This window comes from Methylophaga sp. UBA2513 (genome assembly GCF_002341285.1).
Taxonomy (GTDB): Bacteria; Pseudomonadota; Gammaproteobacteria; order Nitrosococcales; family Methylophagaceae; genus Methylophaga; species Methylophaga marina.
Map to the genome: position 1 here is coordinate 106,973 of NZ_DDNT01000008.1, position 22,863 is coordinate 129,835.

The window sequence follows — 22,863 nt, forward strand, 5'->3', positions numbered from 1 at the left end:
AACCAACAAATTAAGGTTGTCTATTTTCCGTAAATTCACGCAGCTTGGCAAAGACAGTTAACGCTTGGGGTTAAATGCCTTTACTTCTTCACGTAATGAGGCCAGCGTTTGATCGTCTTGTTGGCGATAGCGCCAAGTTGTAAATTGGGTGGTAATGCTCTCAATTTGCTGCTGATACTTGGGTAAGGCGACTTGAGCGCGTTGGGCAAAATCTTGAGGGCCTTCGTAGTCGGCTTTTGTTATGTCCGTTCTAGCTAATTTCTTACAAAATTGCTGATACAAGGCAACAGCTGGATCATCAGGTGAACGTTTAAACCAGACACTCAACATCATAATGAGTCCGGTGAGAACGAATAAGATCGTCAAGACCAGCGTCATTTTCTTCCAGTTTGGATTAGTCATGCCCAGTTTTGATAACAACTCAAGCTGGCGCTCCGGGCCGAAAGACACCACCCACATATCCCAGGCGGTGTTAAATGCGTTCCAGTTATTTTTGAGACTGTTCCATGCCGCGACGAGTTGACTGTGATTGCCAAGCATTGCAGGTGATTGTCTTCCAGGCGGTAATAGCTGTCCGATGCCTTGTTCAATACGTTGATGTGACACAGCGGCCGTTGGATCAATTCTTACCCAGCCTTGACCGGCTAGCCAGACTTCGCTCCAGGCATGCGCGTCACGTTGTCTGACAGTGAGAATATTATCAACCGGGTTAATATCTCCGCCCTGATAACCCGTGACAATACGTGCCGGAATGCCTGCCGCTCGCATTAGCACAGTAAAACTGGCGGCATAGTGTTCGCAGAAACCTTCTTTGGTAGTGAATAAGAACTGATCCACCGTGTCGCCGCGAAGTGCGGGTGGGCTGAGTGAATAGACAAAACCATCGTTTGTAAAAAAGGCTAAGATGGTATCAATATACTGCTGAGGTGTAGCTGATTGCTGCTGCCATTTGTGAGCCAAAGCACGTGTTTTAGTGTGCTTGTTTTCAGGCAGTTGTAATGCGGCATGAAGGTTTGGATCAGATGAAGCATTAAAAGTGTAAGACGGGCTGGATATCAGGGAATATTGTGTGCGTTGTTTAATGGCTTTAGTACTGTTTAGTTGGCCATCTGTCTTGATATGTGTCGAGAGTGATGTTGGCAATTGTGTTGGGAAGTCGAGCGCAAATAACCATTTTTTGTTATGTGGCTCCAACGTCATCTGATAGTTGTAAGCATCTCCTGACACCTGAATATTGGGCTTGGATGAGTCTATATTTTTTTCTGCAATGGGCGACCAGACTGTGCCATTGGTTTTCCATAAAACCGGGCCACGCCAGTAAAGTTCTGACGGGGCAGGTTTGACATTATCAGTAAATTTAACCCGAAAAGCGATGGCATCAGATTGAATAAGCTGACTGATTTTACCCATCTGAATTTGGTCATTAATGCCGGTAGTTCCCTGTGATGGAGGCAGTTCTCCCAAGGTGAGTTGCTCTGTCATTTGAGCAGACTGATTGGCATTTGCATCTTGTGGCAGCCCCCAGATAGGGCCTGAGATGCGTGGGAATAACACAAACAGAAACAGCATCATCGGTGTGGCTTGTAACACCATTTTGCTGGATAACCATAAGCGTTGTTTGATATTGAGTGCACTGACCTGACTGTTCACACTGAGTAAGCAATATCCAAGGCCGATAACCACAATCAGCATTAGCACCACCATAAACACACTTTGGCTGTAAAAGAAGTTGGTAATGACGACAAAGAAACCCAGAAAACAGCTGAGGTAATAGTCACGCAGAGAGCGGATTTCCACCACTTTGAAGGCCAGCATCATAGTGAGTAAAGCGGCACCGGCATCACGGCCAATGGTGAGACCAAACTGGGCAAAAAGCATCACAATAGTCAGCAGGGCTGTGCCGTTGTGTAACACTTTCAACCAGCGACTCGCTGCAGGCAAAGGCCAGTCTTTCCAGTGATGCAATAAGCGCCAGCTAATCATGATCACAAACGTCATGCCTACCCATACAGGCTGGTAGATAATGTGTGGAATAGCCGCAAGACTCAGCGCCAGAATTAAAGCATTGATAGTGGCTTGCGGTGGTGATAAATCAACGGTTTTCATCAAACAACGCCAACAATTTTAAACAATGATGTTGATGAGACGGACCATGAGAAGTAGCGACTTCAGTGTGAGGTAACATCAGGCCATAGCGATCACCTTGTTGCTCTGCCTGGCAAATCCATTGACTGAGCTGAGACAGTTTTTGCTCAGTGTCGTTGATATCAGCCACATCTTCCCAGCGGAATAATATCTCTCTGCCTTGTGGTGATGAGAACTGTTTGCTACGCATCTGATCATCACGAGCCATCGCTTTCCAGGCGACGCGGTGCAACGCTTCACCTTCGCGATAGGATCGTAAGCCTGCAAAATCATCTTCTCCTTGCTGCTCATGCTTGCGTGCTTCCTGTCCGGTCTCAGCGTTCATGGGTAATGGCTTTTGACCTTTCGCCTGAGGATAGACCAAGACCTGAGCTGAGGTGTCGAATAATGTCCAACACTGAAATAAACCGAGAGGATAGCTGCTAGTCACGCTAAGGGTATTTAATGGTTGCCATCCACGTTTTAGTGTTGGGATAGTCAGTGTCGACGTGTGGTTGCTATGGCCATCAACCTTATCCAATAACTGCAAAGATTGATAACGTTTGATAAAGGGCCAACGTGATTTCTTTGTACTGATTTTGTGTCGGACCTCCAGCTGAAAACTAGCCTGTGGTTTCGTGTTGTTTGTCGTTAATCGAAACTGGGCAGATTGGCCGTAGAACACCGGATCTAAAGCTGTCACCGTCAAACTCAGATGTTTGATATTTCGATGACTATGATGCATCGCTACCTGACCAAGACCAACCAGCAAAAAGCACAGTAAATGTCCGAGACTATTATTATAATTAATCGCGCCCAGCAACATGACTATCAGCAGCACGACATAAGCATAACCATAGGCTGACGGCATAATAAAGATACGCTGTCGCTGCTGCCATTTCTGCCAAAATTGAGTGAAGCTGTTGACCATTATCAGGGGATAGGAACTTGTTGAATTAAACTATCAATCCAGTCTGGCTGTTGCGTCTCATCCACCAATTGCAGACGATGATTCACCACACTAGGCAAAACGGCTTGTATATCTTCCGGTAAGACATGATCGCGGCCTTCAATAAATGCCCAGGCTTTTGCCGCGTTAAGTAAACCTAAACCCGCTCTGGGAGACAGACCGTGATGATAATGGCCGGATTCACGTGTGTGTTGCAGAATTTTTTGCAGGTAATCAATCAGCGCATCCGACACGATAAGTTCGCTGGCTTGCTGTTGTAGTGTTAGTAGTACGTTGGCTGTGATGACTGCCTGAAGTTGCTTTAACAGTTGACGCCTATCTATTCCCTTGAGTAATTGTCGCTCCGCGTTGGCATCGGGGTAGCCCAGTTCTATGCGCATCAGGAAGCGATCTAGCTGCGATTCCGGTAAAGGGAAAGTGCCAATCTGATGACTGGGATTTTGCGTGGCAATCACAAAAAATGGTTCAGGTAGATTTAAGGTGTCGTTATCTACGGTAACTTGATGCTCTTCCATGGCTTCAAGCAGCGCACTTTGGGTTCGGGGCGAGGCGCGATTGACTTCATCAGCCAGAATAAACTGAGTAAAAATAGGGCCGTGGTGGAAATGAAACTTAGAGGACTCCCTATCATAAATGCTGATACCAATAATATCGGCGGGCAACATATCACTGGTGAATTGAATGCGTTGAAAACTCAGCCCCATGGTAGCCGCAAGCGTATGAGCTAACGTGGTTTTGCCTACACCCGGCAGATCTTCAATCAGCAAATGACCTCTGGCTAACAGACAGGCCAGGGCCAGTTTTATAGGTTGTTGTTTTCCAATAATAATGTCGTTAACAGTGTCTAGAATCAGCGAAATATCTTTATTTGCCATGATGGTCCTGAGAATTATTTATGATGTTTTTTAACCTCTGATAGTGCCAACTTATCGCCCTACATGCTAGTTTTAGCATCGTTCACAAGAACATCGTATACAACCACTTTTAAGAGAGAGGAGATTTATATGGCAAGTGAAGGCTATCACGAACCCATCGAAGAATTATCAACTGAAACTCGCGATATGCATCGCGCGATAGTTTCATTAATGGAAGAGCTAGAAGCCGTTGATTGGTATAACCAGCGGGTAGATGCCTGTCATGACCCTGAGTTGAAAAAAATTCTGGAACATAATCGTGACGAAGAAAAAGAGCATGCTGCTATGACACTGGAATGGATTCGTCGTCGTGATCCTAAATTTAATGATGAGTTGAAAGACTATTTATTCACGGAAGGTGAAATCGGTCATCACGATTAAACCAGATGAAACACTCTCTGGCAGTTGGCCGTGGTGGCTGCTGCCAGCGATGCTTCTGAAACCGAACGTAGCTCAGCCAGTGTGCTGAGAATGATAGGAATGCGTTCAGGCGTATTTCGCTCACCTTGATAACCCGCGAGAGGCATATCGGGCGCATCCGTTTCCAGCACAATATACTCTTCTGGTAATTGGCTAAATAACGTTTTCAATTTGTTTGCTCTAGGGTAGGTTAGGGCACCGCCAACGCCAAATAAAAATCCCAGTTTTTGATAATGTTCTGCCTGCTGCAGACTGCCATTAAACGCATGCACAATGCCGCCCGGAACCTTGATTTCTCTCAGCAGTTTAAGCACTTCATCATGCGCTTTGCGAACATGCAGAATAACGGGTAGGTTGAAATCAGCGGCGAGCTTTAGCTGTTTTTTAAACAGCTCGGTCTGTGCTTCTTTGTCAGCATCAGCGACGAAAAAGTCGAGACCAATTTCACCAACAGCGGTCGCTTTGTTCTTTGTTAATGCTGTGTGTAACTGATCAATATGATCAGGCTTATGTTCCGCCATAAACATCGGGTGTAAGCCCAAAGCCAACCTAAGCGCCGGATAATGGTCACAGGTTTTAATGAGTTTTGGCCACTGGGATACAGTAACGCCGGGTACGATGATCTGTTGAATGCCGGATGAAGCACATTCAGAAAGAATGTTTTCTCTGTCTTTATCAAAAGCATCAAAATCAAGGTGGCAATGACTGTCTATCAGGTTCATCATAAAGCTATATTAGCAAATGTTAATGGATTAAATGATGAACAATGATATAAAAGAAGCCAGCCTGCCGCATGAACGTATGATGATTAATCTCGCCTTGTTTCATTTATTGCTTCCTGTGGCTGCATTCAGTTCCGGACACATTGCCTGGATTCTGAGTTTTGCGCTTGTGGGTGCTCTGGTCAGCATAGGCTGGATTGCCTGGAAAGCCAAGTTTGGTCAGTATGCTAGTGTAGTCACTCAGCAACACTGGAATTTAGCATGGCGTCATGCCAAGTGGTTGCTAATCAGCTATGGCGTGTCTGTTGTCATTATGCTGGTGGCATGGTCTATTTCAGCTATGCAGCCTGATCATAATATGGCGACCATTATGCTCGTAGTCTTCAGCCGAATTGCGGCCGTACCGATTTTACTGATGGTTTTGTTCATCTTTATGTTGGAAATGACCGCTTTATCTGATGCACGCAAAGGTGCGTAATAATCAATAGGGGAGTCTTTATGTCTGAAACGGATAACACAGCACATCTCGCCAGTCAGCCGCATGAAAGGATGATGTTCAATATCGCTATTTTTCATTTTCTTTTGCCAGCCATACTTTTTGCAACGGAAAATCTGTGGCTAATTTTCAGTGTGCCAATTGCCTGCTCACTGATGATGATTTTATCGATCTGGATTCAAGCACACAGGCCTGCAAATAAAACGGAACTGGTATTAGCACATTGGCAATGTGCCTGGCGTCGTAGTCGTTTTCTTATTGTGTCTTATGCCGTCTCACTTGTACTCTTTCTTATCGCTTGGGGTGTGTTACAAGGACAGGAAGATGCCAATATGCGAATGATTCAACTGGCGGTGGTTGGCTGGTTTTGTCTGATTCCGATCTCACTGACGATAGTGGGTTTGATTATTTTAGAAACCAGCGCCCTAGCGCAAGCAAGAAGAGGCGTTATGCCGCAAAAAATGCGGCTGTGATTATTTTTCCAGTGTGATGATCGTCGCCTGACCTTCACCACGCGGATCGCTGGCGGCATTGAGTGTGCGATTGATTTTATCTTGGATGATGATGTGCATATCACCGTATTGACGTGATAGTGGGGTGATGTGATGACCTCTTTGCTTTAGTGCATCCAGTTCCTGTTCGTTAAAACCCACGTTTTCTACCTGCACTTCATCAGGTAGATATTGATGATGGTAGCGAGGTGCAGCCACGATAACTTCTGCACTTTTGCCTTCGATAAAATCAAGCACGCTAAGTAACACCATACTGATAATGCGGCTGCCACCGGGTGTGCCGGTAATAAGTAAACGATCATTATTTTCGACAAAGGTCGGTGTCATGCTCGACAGTGGTCGCTTGTAGGGGGCAATAGCATTGGCTTTTTCACCAACAAGACCATAAACATTGGCGGCACCAGATGGGGCAGAAAAGTCATCCATTTCGTCGTTAAGTAATACGCCAGTTCCTTCTGCAACAAACCCAGAACCGAATGGATAGTTAACACTTAACGTAGCAGCCACCCGATTACCCTGACTGTCGAGTATGGAAATGTGCGTGGTATCTTCGCCTTCAATGGATTGGTCTGTCAGGGCGGGACTCGGCGTCGCATGAACCGGATCAATCGTGTCGCTAAGTTGTTTACCATAGTCGACCGAAGTTAAGTAATCAGGAATAGCTACAAAATCAGCATCACCCAGAAAACGACTGCGATCACGATAAGACCGGCGCATAGCTTCGATGACCAGATGCCTTTTCTGTGTGGTCTTAGCGTCAGCCAAGTCAAAAGCGGAAAGCTGATTTAATGCATTGACCATCACAATACCGCCTGAAGAGGGAAGGGCTGCAGAGGTGATGGTGTAGCCTTGATAAAGCCCTTTTATCGGTTGTCTGAGTTTGACTTCATAATGCTGTAAATCATCTAAAGTCCAGATGCCACCCTGCTGCTGAACAGCTTCAACTAAACGCTGGGCAATATTGCCCTCATAAAAACCAGCTTTACCTTGTTGGGCAATGTTATTCAGCGTATGTGCTAAGTCAGGCTGTTTAATGACGGTGCCCACACTGGGGACTTGTCCATTATCAAGAAACTGCCGACGGCTGGCGGCGTATTGGTTTAATGCCGACAGCCGAAAACGCGCCATATCGGTGTAGTGCTGACCCACTGCAAAACCTTCTAGCGCATAACGAATAGCGGGTGCCAGACTTTGTTTAAGAGGCAATTTACCGTAGTGCTCGCTTAGATATACGATACCAGCGGGCACACCGGGAATGCCGGCAGCAAGTGGGCCATTGAGGGAGCGGGATTGTTCGAACTCGCCTTGCTGATTGAGATACATATCAGTACTGGCTTTACCGGGCGCCATTTCACGTCCATCCACCATAATATCTTTGTTAGTTTCTGCCTGATGTAGTAACCAGAAACCGCCACCGCCCAGACCTGATCCCGCAGGCTCGACGACAGCTAAGGCAGCGGTGACGGCCACGGCAGCATCAAAGGCATTGCCACCTTGTTCCAGAATCTCAATACCGGCTTGTGTGGCTAAGGGGTGAGCGCTGGCGACGGCAACATCATGTTCGCTTGCCCAGACCGGGGTAACGCATAAACAAAAACTAAGGCAAAGAAGATGGACTAGACGCATATCAAGCCTTTGTCTTAGCTGCCTGACGGTCTAATTCGCGGCGGCGTTTTTTTTCGGCACGATGTTTTTCAACAGCTTCCTGAGTTTCGACACCGATATGCGCCTCACCACGTTGTCTAGCTAATTGAATTTGCTTTTCACGCTCAGCATAACGGGCTTTTTGCTCAGGTGTGGTTTTGTCATAACAATGCGGACAGCTGACGCCTTTTTGATACAACGGGCTTTGTTTTTCTTCTTCAGTAATGGGTAGTCGGCAGGCGTGACATTGATCATAGTCGCCTTTTTCCAGATTGTGATTGACCGTGACTCGGTCATCAAATACAAAACATTCACCTTGCCACATGGATTCTTCAGCAGGGACTTCCTCCAGGTATTTCAGAATGCCACCTTCCAGATGGTATACCTCGTCAAATCCTTGTTCTTTGAGGAAGGCCGTAGATTTTTCACAACGAATACCGCCTGTGCAGAACATCGCAACACGTTTGTGTTTTTCAGGATCCAAGTGGGATTTCACGTAGTCAGGAAACTCTCTGAAACTATCGGTTTGTGGATTCACTGCATTTTTGAAGGTGCCAACCTGGACTTCATAATCATTGCGGGTATCGATTAACAATACATCGGAGGCAGAGATCAGTTCGTTCCACTGTTTGGGTTTGACATAGGTACCGACGACTTGTTTTGGATCAATGCCTTCTACGCCCATGGTGACGATTTCTTTTTTGAGTTTGACCCGGGTGCGCATAAACGGCGCGGTATCAGTGAAGGATTCTTTGTAACTTATCGGATCCAATCTTGGATCCTGTTGCAAATAATTAAGCAAAGCATCGATGGCTTCTCTGGAGCCTGCAACCGTGCCATTAATGCCTTCTTGTGCCAGCAATAATGTGCCGCGAACCTCGTGTTCGAGCATGAAATCAAGTAACGGCGTTTTTAACTCGGTGTAATTGTCTAGCGTGACAAATTTATATAACGCACAAACGACAATATGGGACATGGTGTTTCCTGAAACTGAAATAAATCTCGTTATTTTACGTTTATTTAACGTCGCTGTCCTGCTATGAATGATTCATAAAAAATAAGGCAAATTTACCGTGCTGGCTGATGAATTTCAGCGTTAATATTTTTGTCAGATAATTTCAATAAGCAGCTGCATGATGCAAGGGTGTTGGTATGAACGCAATGGAACAGAGAGAACAGCTTAAACACTATAACCAAAAGTGGCAGGAAGATGATCAGCGCTGGCAGGAAGAAATTGAACACTGGCAGCACTCAACACAGCGTATGGTGGCGCTCATCTATCTGTTGGAAAAATCCTTACCAGAACACTCATCGAGCATCGAGAAACACAAAAAACGCATTGATGAGCATAATGCGGAAATTGTTCGTTACGAATGTGGCCTTGATGAACATTGTTTAAGTACCTGTCCGAGCCATATCGAATTAGAAAAACATCAAAAAATGCATCGAAAAATGCAGCTAAGACACGAAGAAATGAAAAAAGAGCATGACCGTTTCTCACGTAATTACCAGAAGCAAATGCAACGTGTCAGAGAACTGGCAGAGCGATTACTGAACGAGTTAGATTAACCTTGCCACTGTCGTGGTCGACCAGTGTCTAAATGGACAAAATTCGACTTAGGATAATAGCCCACACCACCGGCGTTTAATGTCAGTGCTGCTTCACGAAGACGTGACAATTCGACATCAGCTAATCGCACATCAATGGCTTTCCCCACCATATGCAGACTCTTTTTAGCCACACCATCAGACGTTTTTCTAAGCATGGAATTAGTCTGACTGGAACGATAGCCGGATATGATTTGAAAAGGACTTTTACTGCCAAGCTCGGTATGTAACAGATTAAGAAGATCAATCAGATGTCGGTCGATGGGCATTTGTTCATCTGTTCGGTGATCGCGCAGTATATGATTGATCTGTTTCAATGCATCCGTTTTATAAAAACCAGCTTCCCAATAGGTCACTTTCATCTTTTCACCGGTATGCAGATTATCAAAAGCAATATGCCTAGGCGGCTGTTTTAGGTTTTCTGCTAGTGCCAAAGGTGTAGTCAATAGCAGTGTTGAAGTCAGCCCCCATTGTAGAAACTGTCGTCTTGATGTCTGCATCAGCGTTTTCCTCTGAAATATTGGCAGAGAGTAGCAGATCCTGAATTAACCTTGTCGACGTTTAATTAACAACCACAGAAAAAAAGGGCCGCCAAGTAACGTCGTGATAATACCCACAGGAATTTCTGCAGGGGCAATCAGCAGTCTGGCAATTCCATCGCACAGAATTAAAAAGCCACCACCGAACATGATGGTTGCCGGTGTAAGCCAGCGATGATCGGTCCCGATTATCAGTCTGCAGATATGTGGCACCATCATGCCGATAAAGCCAATGGGGCCAGATAAGGCAACAATGCCACCCACACATAAAGAGGTGGAGAAAAATAACAGATAACGTACCTGCCTAACCGATACCCCACGACTAAGAGCAATATCATCCCCTGCCATTAACAGGTTCAGTTCACGACTCAGCCATAAAATGATAGCCGTACTGACGGTGACAACGGGAATGAGCTGCAAGAGTGATTGATAGCTGGCTGAAGTTAATCCTCCCATGAGCCAGCGCATGATCATAAAAGAGTCTGTCATATCACTCAGATACTGAATAAATAAAATCAGGCTGGAAAAAAAGAAGCTGGTGGCGACCCCCGTAAGCAGCAAGGTTTCACTGGAAAATCCGCGTTGTAGCTGGCTGATGAAAAAGACAAAAGTAATCGCCACTAAGGCACCGATAAAAGCCCCTATCGTAATGATGTCAAAACCGAATAAGCTAACGTTAATGCCTAAAAAAACGGTGCATGCGGCTCCGAAAGAAGCACCACTGGCGACACCTAATGTGAAAGGCGTAGCCAGTGGATTATGAAACATAGCCTGAAATACCATGCCACAGAGCGATAAGCCAGCACCAGCGACAAAGGCGAAGAGTACTCGTGGCACTCTGATATCCAATAGAATCTGTTGTTTAAGGATGTCATCAGCAATATCGTTGAGTCCTACCCAAGGAGCTGATAGTGCGATGACAAGGCTGAACAACGTAATCAATATCAGTTTATGTGATGACGTCATGGAGTGTCTGCCAAAGCTACTAAGCGCTGATTTGTCGGATGCACAACAAAGGTGAAGTCCTGTTGGTAGAGTTGTTTGAGCCGTTGCTTATCAAGTAAGTCCGGACCGTTACCTTGCCACAACACCTGACCTTCACGCAGAGCTAATACCTGTTTATCAGGGTGAGCTGCGTGGTTAATATCATGGCTGACTTCAATCACGGTCATTTGATGATTTTTGTTGAGTTGATTAATCAGCTGATGGATTTCTACCTGATGGTGAGGATCGAGATAGCTGGTGGGTTCATCCAGCAAGATTAAGGGTGTTTGTTGACTTAAAGCGGCAGCTATCATCACTCGCTGGCATTCCCCACCGCTGAGTGTTTTCATGAAACGTGTACGAAATGATTGGGTTTCGGTAATCGTCAGTGCTTCTTCGATCGCCTGTTGATCCTGGCTGGTCCATTCTGATAATGGAGAGTGATAGCTATAGCGTGACATTTTCAAAAATTCTTCAACGCTGAAAGGTAAAGCCCGACCACTATTTTGCGGTACATAGCTTATCAATTGTGCCCGCTGCCGCTGTGCATATTCGTTGATGTCACGCTGGTTTAAGCAAACGTTGCCTGAGTGAATGGGCAGAATACCCATGAGTGTTTTCAGTAAGGTGCTTTTACCAGATCCATTTGGGCCCACGACCACCCAGTAACTTCCCGTATGGACATGAAAATCAATCCCGCTGAGCAGGGTTTTCTCCTGAATCTGTACAGAGAGCTTATTGACTTCAATCATTGTGCTGCCAGTCGAGGTCAGGATGAAGCAACCGCGCCATCTCAGGTAAGAGCTTAAAGATACGCGGGCCAGGGATACTTGCATAATCATGTTCGATGATATAAATCCGCTGCTGTTTGACTGCGTTGACACTGTGCAGGGTTTGCCACTGCTTGATGACCTGTTTCATATCAGATTGATGATCTTTTTGTTCTGGAAAAACGTCAATAATGGCATCTGGGTTCATGCGAATAATGCCTTCTGCTGATACTGAAGGGACTTTAACGGCGGTGTCCGTGTAGACATTGACGCCGCCGGCAAGCTCCAGCAATTCATTATAAAAGTCATGTTGTCCTGCAATATAAACTGTGTCGATTTGATCGCTATTCACATAGTGAGCAATCCCCACCAAAGTTCTGACAGGGTCAACGTTATGGACTTTATGGCGTACAGAATCAATTTGATCCTGGATGTTATTGAGCAATTGAATGGCTTTACTTTGTTTGCCAGTGAGATCAGCGATGGTTGAAATGGTCTCTTTAATATCAGCAATCGACGTGTTATCCAGTACTAAGGTTTGTATACCTAAGTCTGCTAAATGTTGTTGTGTTTGTTGTTGACCGTTTAACATAATGACAAGGTCGGGTTGCTGACGGGTAATGGCTTCGATACTGGTATTGGTATAACTTCCGACACTGGGTAATGCTTGAGCTTGTGGAGGATAGTCGCAATAATCAGTGACCGCGACAACGCGATTTCCTAATCCTAATGCAAACACGGTTTCCGTCAAGCTTGGCGATAAGGTGATGATCCGCTCATAGTTATTTGTTGTCGCTACAGGCTTCTTTGCATTATCTGCCAATAGCCAGACAATACCAAAAATCAGTATAAATACGAGTAAGGGCCATAAACGGCGCATAAATAATCCTGAGCGCAAATGGATCATTATACGGCCTGAACCACAATAGAGAGTAAGCAATGACAGAGTATGAGGAACTGCTATCCAAATCGGATAAGCTTTTTGATATGAATCAAATTAATACCGCACTGGATAATCTGGCAGAGCAATTACATCGGGATTATGCCAGTAAGCTGCCGCTGATGCTGTGTGTGATGAATGGATCGGTTATCACAGCGGGTCATTTATTACCTCGGCTGAACTTCAAATTAGAGCAGGATTATATTCACGCCACACGATATGGTGATAAAACAGTGGGCGGAGAGATTAGCTGGCAGGCGAAGCCGGTCACAGCTTTGCAGGGGCGCCATGTGTTGTTGATTGAAGATATTTTTGATGAGGGCGTCACGCTGACGGCATTAAGAGAATATTGCCTCAGTGAGGGGGCAGCCTCCGTTAAATGTGTCTGCCTGTTTGATAAAGATCATACTAATAAAGTCGGCACTGTTCCCGAATACATGGGCTTAACCGTACCCAATCGTTATGTTTTTGGCTTTGGTATGGATATGGGTGGTTTCTGGCGTAACCTACCTGCTGTATATGCTCTGAAGGAGTCGTAAATGCGTTTATTAGGCATTATTGGTGGAAGCGGTCTGGCGCAATACCCAGGGCTGGAAATAACGGAACAAAAACAAGTTGAAACGCCCTATGGAGAACCCTCAGCAGCGATAAAAATGGGCACCTTAAATGGTAAAAAAGTCGCTTTTTTACCGCGACATGGCGATAGGCATAGTATTCCACCGCATCGCATTAATTATCGAGCTAATATTCATGCATTGAAAGTCATCGGTGTCACCGATATTTTGGCTGTCGCTGCCGTAGGGGGGATTACTGATAAGTATGCGCCAGGCGTGCTATCGGTGCCGGATCAGATTATTGATTACACCCACAGTCGTGAACAAAGCTTTTTTAGTGAACGCTTCCGTGCTGATAATCATATTGATTTTACCTGGCCCTATGATGCTGAACTACGCCAGACCTTATTAAGCGCTGCGACTGATGCCGGTCTGTCAGTAAATGATGGTGCGACTTATGCCGCCGTTCAGGGCCCAAGATTAGAAACGGCGGCAGAAATTCGTCGTTTGGAAAGAGATGGTTGTGACCTGGTCGGGATGACGGGGATGCCAGAAGCCTGTCTGGCCAGAGAAGCCGAGCTACGCTATGCAACTCTCGCTATTGTTGCAAACTGGGCGGCTGGTAAAACTGAGAACGTGCTGACGATGACTGAAATTCAGCAAACTCTGGCTAATGGTATTGATGATGTAAAATCGATTATCGCTCATGTTATCGAGCGACTATAGCGATTAATTTTCTGGTAGCGAATATGTTTCCGGCGTTTTAGAAACCGCTGAAGCAGGCGTCGCTACAGGGACAATTTCTAAAATGGCTGCTACACGTGGGTGATCAAAGTAAATGAGACTTTTACTACGGATGCGTCGAATTTGGCTAAGGCGAGGGTTATTGGGATAGGTAACTGACTCACTATTCGAGTCTGAGTTACTTACAGGTACGTTACCGTTTTCTTTAAACCAGATATCAATATCAGCATGAAGATAGTTAACCCGGTAAAGTTTGATTTGGCCTTCTACCAGACCATTACTCGAGTTAATTTGAACACTTCTTGCGCTGCCTTTGCTCAAAATCGGCTGCTGCCAAGCCTGATGATAGAGCACGCGATAATTAGACGCATTGTTCAGACGGGATGCGACGCCAGATAATAAGCCTGTGCCGGCCGGTTTTATTCGGTTGTTATTTGAACCTGGGCTTAAGCTGCCACTGTTGATGCTGCGCATTTCTGGCCAGTGTTCGGCATTGGCACCACTATATCTTTCGAAAACAACGAGTTCTGCTTTATACCATTGTTGAGCTGCTGCATTAGTGCTTAGGCCTGTAAGAAGGAATAAGGCAAACAGTGATATAAACAGGCGTTGTATTTTCATAATGACTCTATTCGGGAAGTATTTCTATGTATTGTCCACTGAATAAAACCTATTATTCAAGTGATAAACAATCTGTCGTGGCAATACTGCTATCATTTAAACAGTATGTTTGATCAATGTCGATAAACAAGAGGGTGAAATAATGGATGGGTTTTCAAGTTTTGTACTGATTATTGTCGTACTTATGGTGGTTGTCATCATGATGGGCGTCAAAGCTGTTCAGCAAGGACGTGAGTATACCGTTGAACGTTTTGGGCGTTATACACGAACCTTATCACCCGGATTACATTTGATCGTACCTGTTATTGACCGTATCGGCTCAAAAATAAATATGATGGAACAGGTTCTTGATGTGCCTTCTCAGGAAATCATCACTAAAGATAACGCCACTGTCAGGGTGGATGGCGTGGTGTTCTTTCAGGTCATTGAAGCAGCTAAAGCAGCTTATGAAGTGAGTGGTCTGGATAATGCGATATTGAATCTCACCATGACCAATATCCGTACCGTTATGGGGTCTATGGATCTGGATGAGCTGTTATCAAAACGTGATGATATTAATGCGCGCTTGCTGAACGTAGTTGATGATGCAACCACACCATGGGGCGTGAAAGTTACCCGGATCGAAATTAAAGATCTGGAACCGGATCAAGGTTTAGTAGAAGCGATGAGTCGCCAGTTAAAAGCGGATAGAACAAAACGGGCATCCATCCTGGAAGCGGAAGGCCATCGTCAGTCTGAAATTTTACGAGCAGAAGGTGAAAAGCAGGCTGCTGTATTAGAAGCGGAAGGTCGTCTTGAAGCCGCCATGCGTGATGCTGAGGCACGTGAACGTTTAGCTGAAGCAGAAGCCAAAGCGACCATGATGGTGTCAGAAGCCATCGCGAAAGGTGACGTACAGGCTGTGAACTACTTCGTCGCACAGAAATATGTTGAAGCACTGAAAGATATGGCGTCAGCCGATAATCATAAAGTCATCATGATGCCACTTGAGGCCAGCAATGTTATAGGTTCAGTTGCTGGTATCGCAGAACTTGCCAAAGAAGCGTTCAATAAAAAAGGAGCCTAATCATGCCTTTTGTCATTGATTTTTGGCATTGGTGGGTATTAGGTGTCGGTCTGATTATCATTGAAATACTGTTGCCGACTTTTTTTGCTCTATGGATGGGGATCGCGGCCTTCGTTACAGGACTGTTTTTATTCTTTTTTTCGGCGCTATCCTGGCAGTATCAGTTATTAATTTTTGCTTTGTTATCCATCATCAGTATTGTGGTCTGGCGACAATATTTACGCGAACACCCTTTGCTGAGTGATCAACCCAATTTGAATAAAAGAGGCGAGCAATACATAGGTCGAGTTATCACCTTACAGACACCGATTGTTGATGGTGTTGGCAAAATCAAGCTGGATGATTCGACATGGAAAATTCAGGGAAATGATAGTCCAGCCGGAAAAAAAGTCAGGATTATTGCTTTAAACAACGTCGTCTTTACTGTGGAGCCTATCGACTGACATGTCTGTCACGACTATTGATTTACTGCGGCATGGTGAGACGGAAGGTGAGGGAGTTTATCGAGGGCAGCAAGATTATTTGCTGACTGAAATTGGACGTGAACAGATGCAATCTGTGCTGACGGATGAGTTACCCTGGCAGCAGATTATTACCTCACCACTGTCTCGCTGTGCCAGTTTTGCGGTAGATTTATGTCGGGATACTGGTCTAAGTCTGGCATATGAGCCAAGATTTATTGAAATGTCATTTGGCCAGTGGGAAGGAAAAACAGCAGAGACCATAGAGAAAAACGACCCTCATCATTTTTTTGCTTTTTATGATGACCCTGTCTTCAATACACCGCCTCAAGCTGAAACGTTAATTGCCTTCCAACAACGTTGTATTTTAGCCTGGCAAGCCATGTTGAAGCAGTATCAGCAACGACATATTCTTCTAGTCACACATGCGGGTGTCATCAGATTATTATTGGCGCATATTTTATCGATGCCGTTACAAGCCCTTTTCCATATTGATGTGCCTTTTGCCTGTCTGAGTCGAGTAGAAGTGTATAGTGATGGCAACGGTGACTTTGCCAGAGTGTTATTTCATGCAGGACAATTATGAGTGAGTTTTTTAATACCGGATTATCTCAACAAACGTTTTTAGATGAGTACTGGCAAAAAAAACCACTACTGATTCGGCAAGCCTTTCCTGATTTTGAATCACCTATTACCCCTGAAGAGCTTACAGGCTTTGCTTGTCTGGGGGATGTGGAGTCACGGCTTATTGAAGAACACGCCAGCACTGGTCCATGGTTGTGTCGTCATGGCCCTTTTTCAGAAGATGATTTTGAGGCATTACCTGCATCACATTGGACGCTATTGGTTCAGGATATGGATAAGCATGAACCTGAATTAATAGACATTACACGTTGTTTTGATTTTATCCCTGACTGGCGACGTGATGATCTGATGATTAGTTATGCCCCCATTGGTGGGAGTGTCGGGCCCCATACGGATGGTTACGATGTGTTTTTACTGCAAGCAAAGGGGACTCGACGCTGGCAAGTCGGGGCTGAACCCCTTTTAGAAACCCGTTTAATTGAAGGGCTAGATCTGAAAATTCTGTCGGAATTTACAGCTGATGAAAGCTGGGATCTGGAGCCCGGTGATATGCTGTATTTACCGCCACACTTTGCTCATCATGGTGTGGCGCAGAATGACTGTATGACGTTTTCAATTGGCTTCAGAGCGCCGACGCAAACAGAGCTGCTGGATGCTTACCTGCAAGAGCTTGCTGATTCAGAGATGGGAGACTTGCACTACAGTGATCCTGATTTGAATGTGAATACAAGTGAAACAAAGATTGATAAAAGAGCGATGGCACGCTTCAAACAAAGCTTGATCGATACTATCAACCAGTCTGATACACTTCTACAGTCAGCAGTTGGTCGTTTAGTTACTCAGACTAAACCATCACTGGAGTGGTTAGCTGATGAATATATCCAAGATAACGACCCAATGTCTTTATCCACTCAGTTTGAATCTGGTGGCATATTACAGCGCAATCGCTATATTAGAATGGCTTGGACAGAAAGCGAAAACCATCTGTTTCTGTTTATTGCTGGGGAAAAATTGACTCTTTCAGCATCCTATCAATCGATGATGAATATGCTGACTGGAGTGTTACCCATAAGCCTTCAGCAATGGGAATCACTCCGGCAATATGAGGGCGCAGAGCAGGTGTTGAATGCGTTAATTCAACACGGTGGTTGGTACTGGGAATAAGGCGTTTAACTCGGCTTTTTTCTGTTAAAAGTGGTTTTATGACATTTCGGGCAAGGGGGGATGCGACTTGTTTTTTTGAAATGTAATTCACAACCGCATGATTCACAGTAAAGGGCACCAATCCCTGTTACTTCCCCTGTGTGGTACTGCTGAAGCTTAGTGGCCTGCTGGGCTAACTGGTCTAATTCCAGTCGCGTCTTGTCTGCCACAGTAGCAAATAAATCCAGTAATCGTGCTTCAACAAGCTGTAAATCAAAGGTCAGCCATGTTGAGAATGTTTTTCCTGTTGATTCAAGATAATCAGCTGCATCATGTAAATCGCGTCGTATATAAGTGGCGATTATTTCAGCTTCTTCTTGGGTAAGTTCACGTAATTCAATCGCTTGCTGTTTGGCCTTATCAAGGTTTCGCTGCAGGGTTGGCACAGCCTGTTGCTCAGCTTCATCCAAGAAGTTATTCAGACGTTCCATCATTTTATCGTAGGCATCGGTGAGTTTTTTTTCTAAATTATCTTCATTCATTGCCTTACTCCTTTTATCCTTGCGTCTTTTAGGTTAACTTAGCACAGATTAATCGACTTAAGGAGTCTGTTTTGAACTCATTTCGTGGCGTCTTTCTCTTTGGCTTTCTTGCCTGTTTGAGTATGTTGCTTATCGCTGGTTACTTTCAGTTTATTGAACATCTGGAACCTTGTCCCTTGTGTATCCTGCAACGTGTGATGGTACTTATTGCTGGTGTGTTCTTTTTGATAGGTGCTATTCACAATCCCGTGACAACAGGACGACGAATTTATGGGTTCTTGGTTTTCTTGGCAGCGGGACTGGGTGCCGCTATATCCGCTCGACATGTATGGATTCAAAATCTACCGGAAGATCAGATACCTAGTTGTGGTCCAGGGTTGAACTTTATCTTAGAAAATTTCCCATTGAGTCAAGCCGTTGATATGGTATTGAAGGGCTCAGGTGAATGCGCAGACGTCCTTTGGACCTTCCTCAATCTCAGCATTCCTGCTTGGACATTGGTTGCCTTTATTCTGATGTGCTTAGTAGGGTTGAAGCAGTTATTTGGTCAGCATAAACAGCCAGATTTCATCTGAATTAGATTAATTCAGATGAAATTTATGGTGTTATAAGAGTTTATTTTTGACGCTTTGCCACTGACGTGGCCGGGTGAGGTAGGGTTAGCGTGCGCGGTAGACAATACGACCTTTAGTTAAATCGTATGGCGTCAGCTGTACAGTGACTTTGTCACCTGTAAGAATACGAATATAGTTTTTACGCATTTTGCCTGAAATATGCGCTGTAACCACATGGCCGTTTTCCAGTTCAACACGGAATGTAGTGTTAGGCATGGTATCGATTACTGTGCCTTCAAACTCAATATGTTCTTCTTTTGCCATAAACTCTAATGTTCTTGAATAAAAAAGAACCATTTTGCCGTAAAATGACTGATTATTCAAAGTTTTTTATCTAACTTCTGCCAATCGGTGTAATAACCCTCTAATCCTGAAAAATTAGTCTTATATGACATTTTAGGGCTCTCGGCGATCCAATACCCCAGATAAAGCCATGAAAGATCATAGTTTTTGGCTAATTCAATTTGTTTAAGAATGGCAAATGTCCCTAAACTACGTTTAGCAAGGTCAGGATCAAAGAAAGTATAAAAAGCTGAGGCCCCGTTGATGACAAAATCTGTCACAGCTACCCCAATCAGCTTGTTTTCCAGCCAGAATTCAAGAAATGCACTATCGCACCAACTGCTAGTCAGAAAGTTGGTATAGCTTGATGGGGTGGGGTTATCCATGCCTCCCCCCAAATGTCGACCAGCAAGATAACGCTCATATAATTCAAAGTGTACCGGATTAAATTCAGCTGGATGAATTTTAGTTTGCACATCCTGATTACGTTTTAAACAGCGCTTCTGACTTCTGTTAGGTTTAAACTGGGCAATATCAATTCGCACTGGTACACAGGATGAGCACTCTGCGCAAAATGGCCGATATATGTGATCACCGCTTCTCCTGAATCCATGTTGAATCAGATGACTGTACAGGTGTTTACTCGCCGGTTTATTTGGGTCGGGATAAAGGTTTCTGGCCTGCCTGCCACTAAGGTATGAACAGGCATGAGGTTGGTCTTGATAAAAATTCAGGCTCATAGTGCGTAGGGTAAATCAGCATCTAACTGCCATTGACTGGGCGAGACTTTGACAGAACATAACTCATCCAGTCTTTTGATAAATTCTGCTCTGGGGATTTCTTCTCCGCCCATACGCGATAGGTGATCGGAGTATATCTGACAATCTATCATCGGCATGTCCCAGCGTTGTAATTGTTGGCATAAGGCGATGAGCGCAACTTTAGAACTGTCTGGTACAAAACTAAACATGGATTCACCAAAAAATGCTTTGCCTACAGAAACACCATAAAGACCACCAACCAGTTCATTATCTTTCCAACATTCAATACTATGTGCATATCCCTGATGGTGTAAATCAGTATAAGCTTCGATCATATTATTGTGTATCCACGTCCGGTTATCTGGATCAGTAGGTTGATTCTGTCTCGGTGCCGAACACGCTTTCATGACCTGTTCGAATGCGCGATCCATTGTGACGGTAAACTGTCCTTTCCGTAATATCTTATTAAGGCTTTTACTGATATGAACATCATCTGTGAAAAGAACCATACGTGGATCAGGACACCACCATAAAATCGGGTCATTTTTATTAAACCAGGGAAAAATGCCACGTTGATAGGCATCCAGTAATCTTGCTGGAGACAGATCACCGCCCGCAGCTAATAAACCATGATCTGTCGCTTTTTCCACAGGCGGGAAATGACTTTGTGAGTCGGCAGCCAACCAAGTGATAGACATAACTTAATCTTGTAATTGAATAGTGAGTTGTTTTGCCCAATGAATAGATTCTAGGTAAGTTTTGACTAATATTTCTCTTGGAACAGGTGAAGTGGATATGGTTTCCCAATCCGCTTGTTCATAACTCAATGTATCTGCTAAAGCTCGTCCTGCAGGTCCTTGTTTATCTATCAAGGCTGTTTTAAGTTCAGCGGTCAATGGTAAGGGGTCAACAATATCGACAAGTGGTTTATCCAACATGGCATCCAGAACCGACAGAAGACCGACGGTGAAAAACATATCTGAATGTCCTTTATAGTATTTGGCGAGTAGCTCACACATTCTGCCGCGAAACATGGCGACATGACGTAATTCATTCGGCTTATCATCAATACCTGATAAACATAATAAACTTGCCCATGTTTTAATTTTATTGAGCCCAAGCATGACTATCGCTTGTTTGGTGCTTTCCACTTTTTTAGGCAAACCAAAAAAGGCGGAGTTGATTAAACGCAAAAGTTTATAACTGAGCGTGATGTCTTGGTTAATAATCTCAGTTAAATCTTCGGCTTCTACATCAGCGTCTTGAAGACGCACCAATAATGACATTAATGTTTGCGTTGATGGGGTTAATTCGTGACCTGTACTTTGATCAGGCATGGTATAAAAATCACCTTCCAGCAAATCTAAGTGATGCGCTTTGCAATAGTGATACTGTTCGATGTTGTTAACATTGATAGCACACAAAACATCATAGTGAGCACGCCATGCTTGAATTTCTTGATCAGTCAGTTGTTGTAAATTTTCTTGTGCGAGGTCAATCAATAAAGTCTTGTACTGATGCCCATTCATGGAGTTATGCAATCGATTTGCATAATTTATGGCACGATGATGAGCCGGTGGTGGCTGTTGGGTATTAATGTCTAGCGTTAGAGAGGCATTTATTTTAGGTAGATCCAGAAGAGCATGGTGCCATGACTCTGGAATAGATAACAGCGCACTAGAGCTATGATTAATATCTAATACAATGTTGGGCAGTGACTGGACAAAGTCAGGAACGGGACTATCGTCCTTTAACTTTTGTCCTTCAAGATCATAAAAGCTTAAATGATACCCGGCGACATCCAATTCATCATTGATAAATAAGGGGTGACGGTGAATTAAACCCGAAAAAGTTTTTAATTGTTCTAAAGCGACTTCGTCCTGCGCCATAAGTAAATGCTCTCTTTAAGCTAGCCATCACCTCAAAGCGACTCTCTTCCTGAGAATGCGTGAGAAAGGGTGCCACTGTCAACATATTCGAGCTCACCTCCCAGTGGAATACCATGAGCAAGTCGACTGACTTTGATATTGCGGGCTCTGGCCAGTTCACCGATAAAATGAGCCGTTGCTTCACCTTCCACGGTAGGGTTGGTAGCCAAAATAACTTCTTCGATAGTGTTTTGATCTAACCATTCAATCAATTTGGGAATGCCCAATGCGTCAGGACCGATACCATCCAGCGGCGATAAATGGCCTGATAATACAAAATATTGTCCTTGGTATTGGGTTGCTTGTTCAATAGCAAGTACGTCGCTTGGCATTTCTACAATACACAAAATGTCTTGTTGGCGACGCTCATCAGCACATCGTGAACAGAGTTCTGTTTCAGATAGAATTCTGCAACGTTTACAATGTTTTACGTTTTCTAATGCATGAGTAAGCGCCTGAGCAAGACGTTGACCACCATCTCGATTACGCTCAAGCAAATGGAATGTCATACGTTGTGCTGATTTTGGCCCTACGCCTGGTAAACAGCGAAGCGCACTTATCAACTCATCAATACTGGGACCGAGTTTTGCCATGTTATAAGGCTAAAATGGCATTTTCATGCCAGGAGGTAGCATGCCTGACATACGTTCTTGAGTGGTTTGTTCTACTTGACGGTTTGCATCATTAACAGCAGCAGCGATTAAATCTTCCAGCATTTCTTTATCATCTTCAAATAATGCATCTTCAATTTGAACGCGCTTAATGTCATGTTTACCTGTCATGGTAATTTTGACCATTCCACCACCAGCTTGTCCGGTGACTTCGACAGAAGCCAGTTCTTTTTGTGCTTTTTCCATATTGGCCTGCATTTGCTGGGCCTGTTTCATCAGATTGCCTAAACCACCTTTCATGGAATGTC

At 44.5% G+C, this 22,863-nt stretch carries 29 protein-coding genes; 11 read left to right on the forward strand and 18 right to left on the reverse strand.

The window, feature by feature from the left end; genetic code table 11:
• Nucleotides 1–57: 57 nt before the first annotated feature.
• Genes B3V56_RS05005 through B3V56_RS05015 form a run of 3 tightly spaced genes read right to left on the reverse strand, consistent with a single transcriptional unit; the run spans nucleotide 58 to nucleotide 3,969 of the window.
• Complete coding sequence (locus B3V56_RS05005; protein ID WP_289282445.1) at nucleotides 58–2,106, reverse strand: transglutaminase TgpA family protein; 2,049 nt, start codon at nucleotides 2,104–2,106, stop codon at nucleotides 58–60.
• Nucleotides 2,093–3,055, reverse strand: a complete 963-nt coding sequence (locus tag B3V56_RS05010) for a DUF58 domain-containing protein (protein ID WP_289284020.1) — start codon at nucleotides 3,053–3,055, stop codon at nucleotides 2,093–2,095. The genes B3V56_RS05005 and B3V56_RS05010 overlap by 14 nt, the downstream gene beginning before the upstream one ends.
• Nucleotides 3,056–3,057: 2 nt before the next feature.
• A complete protein-coding gene (locus tag B3V56_RS05015) occupies nucleotides 3,058–3,969 on the reverse strand; it encodes an AAA family ATPase (protein ID WP_286305313.1) in 912 nt (303 codons plus the stop codon).
• A 129-nt stretch (nucleotides 3,970–4,098) separates the two neighbouring features.
• On the opposite strand from B3V56_RS05015, the gene B3V56_RS05020 reads away from it, so the two are divergent.
• Entirely contained in the window at nucleotides 4,099–4,389 is a 291-nt protein-coding gene (locus B3V56_RS05020; protein ID WP_289243930.1) for a ferritin-like domain-containing protein, read from the forward strand.
• On the opposite strand, the gene B3V56_RS05025 is transcribed toward B3V56_RS05020, so the two are convergent.
• A complete protein-coding gene (locus B3V56_RS05025) occupies nucleotides 4,386–5,153 on the reverse strand; it encodes a TatD family hydrolase (RefSeq protein ID WP_289284021.1) in 768 nt (255 codons plus the stop codon). The two genes, B3V56_RS05020 and B3V56_RS05025, sit on opposite strands and share 4 nt — an antisense overlap.
• Nucleotides 5,154–5,187: 34 nt before the next feature.
• Between B3V56_RS05025 and B3V56_RS05030 the strand changes: the two genes are divergently transcribed.
• Nucleotides 5,188–5,628 carry a hypothetical protein gene (locus B3V56_RS05030; protein ID WP_289282442.1) on the forward strand — a complete coding sequence of 147 codons (441 nt, stop codon included), beginning with the start codon at nucleotides 5,188–5,190 and terminating at the stop codon, nucleotides 5,626–5,628.
• A gap of 20 nt (nucleotides 5,629–5,648) precedes the next feature.
• Nucleotides 5,649–6,119 (forward strand): hypothetical protein, encoded by a 471-nt coding sequence (locus B3V56_RS05035; RefSeq protein WP_289282441.1) that lies wholly within the window; start codon nucleotides 5,649–5,651, stop codon nucleotides 6,117–6,119.
• On the opposite strand, the gene ggt is transcribed toward B3V56_RS05035, so the two are convergent.
• Both ggt and B3V56_RS05045 read right to left on the reverse strand, forming a co-directional pair.
• The gene (gene ggt, locus B3V56_RS05040; protein WP_289282440.1) at nucleotides 6,120–7,784 is read right to left on the reverse strand and encodes a gamma-glutamyltransferase; all 1,665 of its coding nucleotides are present in this window, start codon (nucleotides 7,782–7,784) and stop codon (nucleotides 6,120–6,122) included.
• A gap of 1 nt (nucleotide 7,785) precedes the next feature.
• Entirely contained in the window at nucleotides 7,786–8,778 is a 993-nt protein-coding gene (locus tag B3V56_RS05045; protein ID WP_289284022.1) for a rhodanese-related sulfurtransferase, read from the reverse strand.
• Nucleotides 8,779–8,954: 176 nt separating this feature from the next.
• Here B3V56_RS05045 and B3V56_RS05050 point away from each other — a divergent pair, with 176 nt between their 5' ends.
• Entirely contained in the window at nucleotides 8,955–9,371 is a 417-nt protein-coding gene (locus B3V56_RS05050) for a hypothetical protein (protein WP_289243924.1), read from the forward strand.
• Here B3V56_RS05050 and B3V56_RS05055 read toward each other — a convergent pair.
• The 4 genes from B3V56_RS05055 to B3V56_RS05070 are packed head-to-tail and all read right to left on the reverse strand — an operon-like array spanning nucleotide 9,368 to nucleotide 12,583.
• Nucleotides 9,368–9,910 carry a YcbK family protein gene (locus B3V56_RS05055; protein WP_289282437.1) on the reverse strand — a complete coding sequence of 181 codons (543 nt, stop codon included), beginning with the start codon at nucleotides 9,908–9,910 and terminating at the stop codon, nucleotides 9,368–9,370. The two genes, B3V56_RS05050 and B3V56_RS05055, sit on opposite strands and share 4 nt — an antisense overlap.
• 45 nt (nucleotides 9,911–9,955) lie before the next feature.
• Complete coding sequence (locus tag B3V56_RS05060) at nucleotides 9,956–10,915, reverse strand: FecCD family ABC transporter permease (protein WP_289282436.1); 960 nt, start codon at nucleotides 10,913–10,915, stop codon at nucleotides 9,956–9,958.
• Nucleotides 10,912–11,685, reverse strand: a complete 774-nt coding sequence (locus B3V56_RS05065) for an ABC transporter ATP-binding protein (RefSeq protein WP_289282435.1) — start codon at nucleotides 11,683–11,685, stop codon at nucleotides 10,912–10,914. Before B3V56_RS05065 ends, B3V56_RS05060 begins: the two co-directional genes overlap by 4 nt.
• Nucleotides 11,678–12,583 (reverse strand): ABC transporter substrate-binding protein, encoded by a 906-nt coding sequence (locus tag B3V56_RS05070; RefSeq protein ID WP_289282434.1) that lies wholly within the window; start codon nucleotides 12,581–12,583, stop codon nucleotides 11,678–11,680. Before B3V56_RS05070 ends, B3V56_RS05065 begins: the two co-directional genes overlap by 8 nt.
• A gap of 59 nt (nucleotides 12,584–12,642) precedes the next feature.
• Between B3V56_RS05070 and B3V56_RS05075 the strand changes: the two genes are divergently transcribed.
• Complete coding sequence (locus B3V56_RS05075) at nucleotides 12,643–13,182, forward strand: hypoxanthine-guanine phosphoribosyltransferase (protein ID WP_286305303.1); 540 nt, start codon at nucleotides 12,643–12,645, stop codon at nucleotides 13,180–13,182.
• On the forward strand, nucleotides 13,183–13,923 hold the full coding sequence (locus tag B3V56_RS05080) for an S-methyl-5'-thioinosine phosphorylase (RefSeq protein ID WP_289284023.1): 741 nt from the start codon (nucleotides 13,183–13,185) through the stop codon (nucleotides 13,921–13,923).
• A gap of 3 nt (nucleotides 13,924–13,926) precedes the next feature.
• Here B3V56_RS05080 and B3V56_RS05085 read toward each other — a convergent pair whose 3' ends face one another.
• Entirely contained in the window at nucleotides 13,927–14,562 is a 636-nt protein-coding gene (locus B3V56_RS05085) for a CsiV family protein (RefSeq protein WP_286305302.1), read from the reverse strand.
• A gap of 142 nt (nucleotides 14,563–14,704) precedes the next feature.
• Between B3V56_RS05085 and B3V56_RS05090 the strand changes: the two genes are divergently transcribed.
• The 4 genes from B3V56_RS05090 to B3V56_RS05105 are packed head-to-tail and all read left to right on the forward strand — an operon-like array spanning nucleotide 14,705 to nucleotide 17,838.
• The gene (locus tag B3V56_RS05090) at nucleotides 14,705–15,628 is read left to right on the forward strand and encodes an SPFH domain-containing protein (protein ID WP_286305301.1); all 924 of its coding nucleotides are present in this window, start codon (nucleotides 14,705–14,707) and stop codon (nucleotides 15,626–15,628) included.
• A 2-nt stretch (nucleotides 15,629–15,630) separates the two neighbouring features.
• Nucleotides 15,631–16,071 carry an NfeD family protein gene (locus B3V56_RS05095; protein WP_289282432.1) on the forward strand — a complete coding sequence of 147 codons (441 nt, stop codon included), beginning with the start codon at nucleotides 15,631–15,633 and terminating at the stop codon, nucleotides 16,069–16,071.
• Nucleotide 16,072: 1 nt separating this feature from the next.
• Nucleotides 16,073–16,675: a histidine phosphatase family protein gene (locus B3V56_RS05100; RefSeq protein ID WP_289282431.1), complete on the forward strand. Its 603-nt coding sequence runs from the start codon at nucleotides 16,073–16,075 to the stop codon at nucleotides 16,673–16,675.
• Nucleotides 16,672–17,838, forward strand: a complete 1,167-nt coding sequence (locus B3V56_RS05105; RefSeq protein ID WP_289282430.1) for a cupin domain-containing protein — start codon at nucleotides 16,672–16,674, stop codon at nucleotides 17,836–17,838. The genes B3V56_RS05100 and B3V56_RS05105 overlap by 4 nt, the downstream gene beginning before the upstream one ends.
• 5 nt (nucleotides 17,839–17,843) lie before the next feature.
• Here B3V56_RS05105 and B3V56_RS05110 read toward each other — a convergent pair whose 3' ends face one another.
• A complete protein-coding gene (locus B3V56_RS05110) occupies nucleotides 17,844–18,359 on the reverse strand; it encodes a zinc ribbon-containing protein (RefSeq protein ID WP_289282429.1) in 516 nt (171 codons plus the stop codon).
• 71 nt (nucleotides 18,360–18,430) lie between these two features.
• On the opposite strand from B3V56_RS05110, the gene B3V56_RS05115 reads away from it, so the two are divergent.
• Entirely contained in the window at nucleotides 18,431–18,934 is a 504-nt protein-coding gene (locus tag B3V56_RS05115; protein WP_289243913.1) for a disulfide bond formation protein B, read from the forward strand.
• Nucleotides 18,935–19,018: 84 nt separating this feature from the next.
• Here the strand turns inward: B3V56_RS05115 and infA are convergent, their stop codons facing one another.
• From infA to B3V56_RS05145, 6 genes are read right to left on the reverse strand one after another with little or no spacing between them, the layout of a single operon-like run.
• Entirely contained in the window at nucleotides 19,019–19,237 is a 219-nt protein-coding gene (infA, locus tag B3V56_RS05120; RefSeq protein ID WP_007145816.1) for a translation initiation factor IF-1, read from the reverse strand.
• Between the two features lie 56 nt (nucleotides 19,238–19,293).
• A complete protein-coding gene (locus tag B3V56_RS05125; RefSeq protein ID WP_289284024.1) occupies nucleotides 19,294–19,995 on the reverse strand; it encodes an arginyltransferase in 702 nt (233 codons plus the stop codon).
• Nucleotides 19,992–20,714, reverse strand: coding sequence for a leucyl/phenylalanyl-tRNA--protein transferase (gene aat / locus B3V56_RS05130; protein ID WP_289284025.1), 723 nt, complete (start codon nucleotides 20,712–20,714; stop codon nucleotides 19,992–19,994). The genes B3V56_RS05125 and aat overlap by 4 nt, the downstream gene beginning before the upstream one ends.
• A gap of 3 nt (nucleotides 20,715–20,717) precedes the next feature.
• Nucleotides 20,718–21,905, reverse strand: a complete 1,188-nt coding sequence (locus B3V56_RS05135) for an EAL and HDOD domain-containing protein (RefSeq protein ID WP_289282427.1) — start codon at nucleotides 21,903–21,905, stop codon at nucleotides 20,718–20,720.
• Between the two features lie 32 nt (nucleotides 21,906–21,937).
• Nucleotides 21,938–22,537, reverse strand: a complete 600-nt coding sequence (gene recR / locus B3V56_RS05140; protein WP_286305293.1) for a recombination mediator RecR — start codon at nucleotides 22,535–22,537, stop codon at nucleotides 21,938–21,940.
• A 9-nt stretch (nucleotides 22,538–22,546) separates the two neighbouring features.
• Nucleotides 22,547–22,855, reverse strand: a complete 309-nt coding sequence (locus tag B3V56_RS05145) for a YbaB/EbfC family nucleoid-associated protein (protein WP_286305292.1) — start codon at nucleotides 22,853–22,855, stop codon at nucleotides 22,547–22,549.
• Nucleotides 22,856–22,863: the final 8 nt, after the last annotated feature.

Bases quoted from the DNA above. Each gene is read 5' to 3' on its own strand.
- B3V56_RS05025 (WP_289284021.1), bottom strand. From the start codon at position 5,153: ATGATGAACCTGATAGACAGTCATTGCCACCTTGATTTTGATGCTTTT.
- recR (WP_286305293.1), bottom strand. From the start codon at position 22,537: ATGGCAAAACTCGGTCCCAGTATTGATGAGTTGATAAGTGCGCTTCGC.
- B3V56_RS05065 (WP_289282435.1), bottom strand. From the start codon at position 11,685: ATGATTGAAGTCAATAAGCTCTCTGTACAGATTCAGGAGAAAACCCTG.
- B3V56_RS05020 (WP_289243930.1), top strand. From the start codon at position 4,099: ATGGCAAGTGAAGGCTATCACGAACCCATCGAAGAATTATCAACTGAA.
- B3V56_RS05090 (WP_286305301.1), top strand. From the start codon at position 14,705: ATGGATGGGTTTTCAAGTTTTGTACTGATTATTGTCGTACTTATGGTG.
- B3V56_RS05095 (WP_289282432.1), top strand. From the start codon at position 15,631: ATGCCTTTTGTCATTGATTTTTGGCATTGGTGGGTATTAGGTGTCGGT.
- B3V56_RS05135 (WP_289282427.1), bottom strand. From the start codon at position 21,905: ATGGCGCAGGACGAAGTCGCTTTAGAACAATTAAAAACTTTTTCGGGT.
- B3V56_RS05030 (WP_289282442.1), top strand. From the start codon at position 5,188: ATGAACAATGATATAAAAGAAGCCAGCCTGCCGCATGAACGTATGATG.
- B3V56_RS05075 (WP_286305303.1), top strand. From the start codon at position 12,643: ATGACAGAGTATGAGGAACTGCTATCCAAATCGGATAAGCTTTTTGAT.
- aat (WP_289284025.1), bottom strand. From the start codon at position 20,714: ATGTCTATCACTTGGTTGGCTGCCGACTCACAAAGTCATTTCCCGCCT.
- B3V56_RS05045 (WP_289284022.1), bottom strand. From the start codon at position 8,778: ATGTCCCATATTGTCGTTTGTGCGTTATATAAATTTGTCACGCTAGAC.
- B3V56_RS05125 (WP_289284024.1), bottom strand. From the start codon at position 19,995: ATGAGCCTGAATTTTTATCAAGACCAACCTCATGCCTGTTCATACCTT.
- B3V56_RS05080 (WP_289284023.1), top strand. From the start codon at position 13,183: ATGCGTTTATTAGGCATTATTGGTGGAAGCGGTCTGGCGCAATACCCA.
- B3V56_RS05005 (WP_289282445.1), bottom strand. From the start codon at position 2,106: ATGAAAACCGTTGATTTATCACCACCGCAAGCCACTATCAATGCTTTA.
- B3V56_RS05145 (WP_286305292.1), bottom strand. From the start codon at position 22,855: ATGAAAGGTGGTTTAGGCAATCTGATGAAACAGGCCCAGCAAATGCAG.
- B3V56_RS05010 (WP_289284020.1), bottom strand. From the start codon at position 3,055: ATGGTCAACAGCTTCACTCAATTTTGGCAGAAATGGCAGCAGCGACAG.
- B3V56_RS05055 (WP_289282437.1), bottom strand. From the start codon at position 9,910: ATGCAGACATCAAGACGACAGTTTCTACAATGGGGGCTGACTTCAACA.
- B3V56_RS05035 (WP_289282441.1), top strand. From the start codon at position 5,649: ATGTCTGAAACGGATAACACAGCACATCTCGCCAGTCAGCCGCATGAA.
- B3V56_RS05110 (WP_289282429.1), bottom strand. From the start codon at position 18,359: ATGAATGAAGATAATTTAGAAAAAAAACTCACCGATGCCTACGATAAA.
- B3V56_RS05015 (WP_286305313.1), bottom strand. From the start codon at position 3,969: ATGGCAAATAAAGATATTTCGCTGATTCTAGACACTGTTAACGACATT.
- B3V56_RS05100 (WP_289282431.1), top strand. From the start codon at position 16,073: ATGTCTGTCACGACTATTGATTTACTGCGGCATGGTGAGACGGAAGGT.
- B3V56_RS05060 (WP_289282436.1), bottom strand. From the start codon at position 10,915: ATGACGTCATCACATAAACTGATATTGATTACGTTGTTCAGCCTTGTC.
- B3V56_RS05085 (WP_286305302.1), bottom strand. From the start codon at position 14,562: ATGAAAATACAACGCCTGTTTATATCACTGTTTGCCTTATTCCTTCTT.
- B3V56_RS05070 (WP_289282434.1), bottom strand. From the start codon at position 12,583: ATGCGCCGTTTATGGCCCTTACTCGTATTTATACTGATTTTTGGTATT.
- infA (WP_007145816.1), bottom strand. From the start codon at position 19,237: ATGGCAAAAGAAGAACATATTGAGTTTGAAGGCACAGTAATCGATACC.
- ggt (WP_289282440.1), bottom strand. From the start codon at position 7,784: ATGCGTCTAGTCCATCTTCTTTGCCTTAGTTTTTGTTTATGCGTTACC.
- B3V56_RS05105 (WP_289282430.1), top strand. From the start codon at position 16,672: ATGAGTGAGTTTTTTAATACCGGATTATCTCAACAAACGTTTTTAGAT.
- B3V56_RS05050 (WP_289243924.1), top strand. From the start codon at position 8,955: ATGAACGCAATGGAACAGAGAGAACAGCTTAAACACTATAACCAAAAG.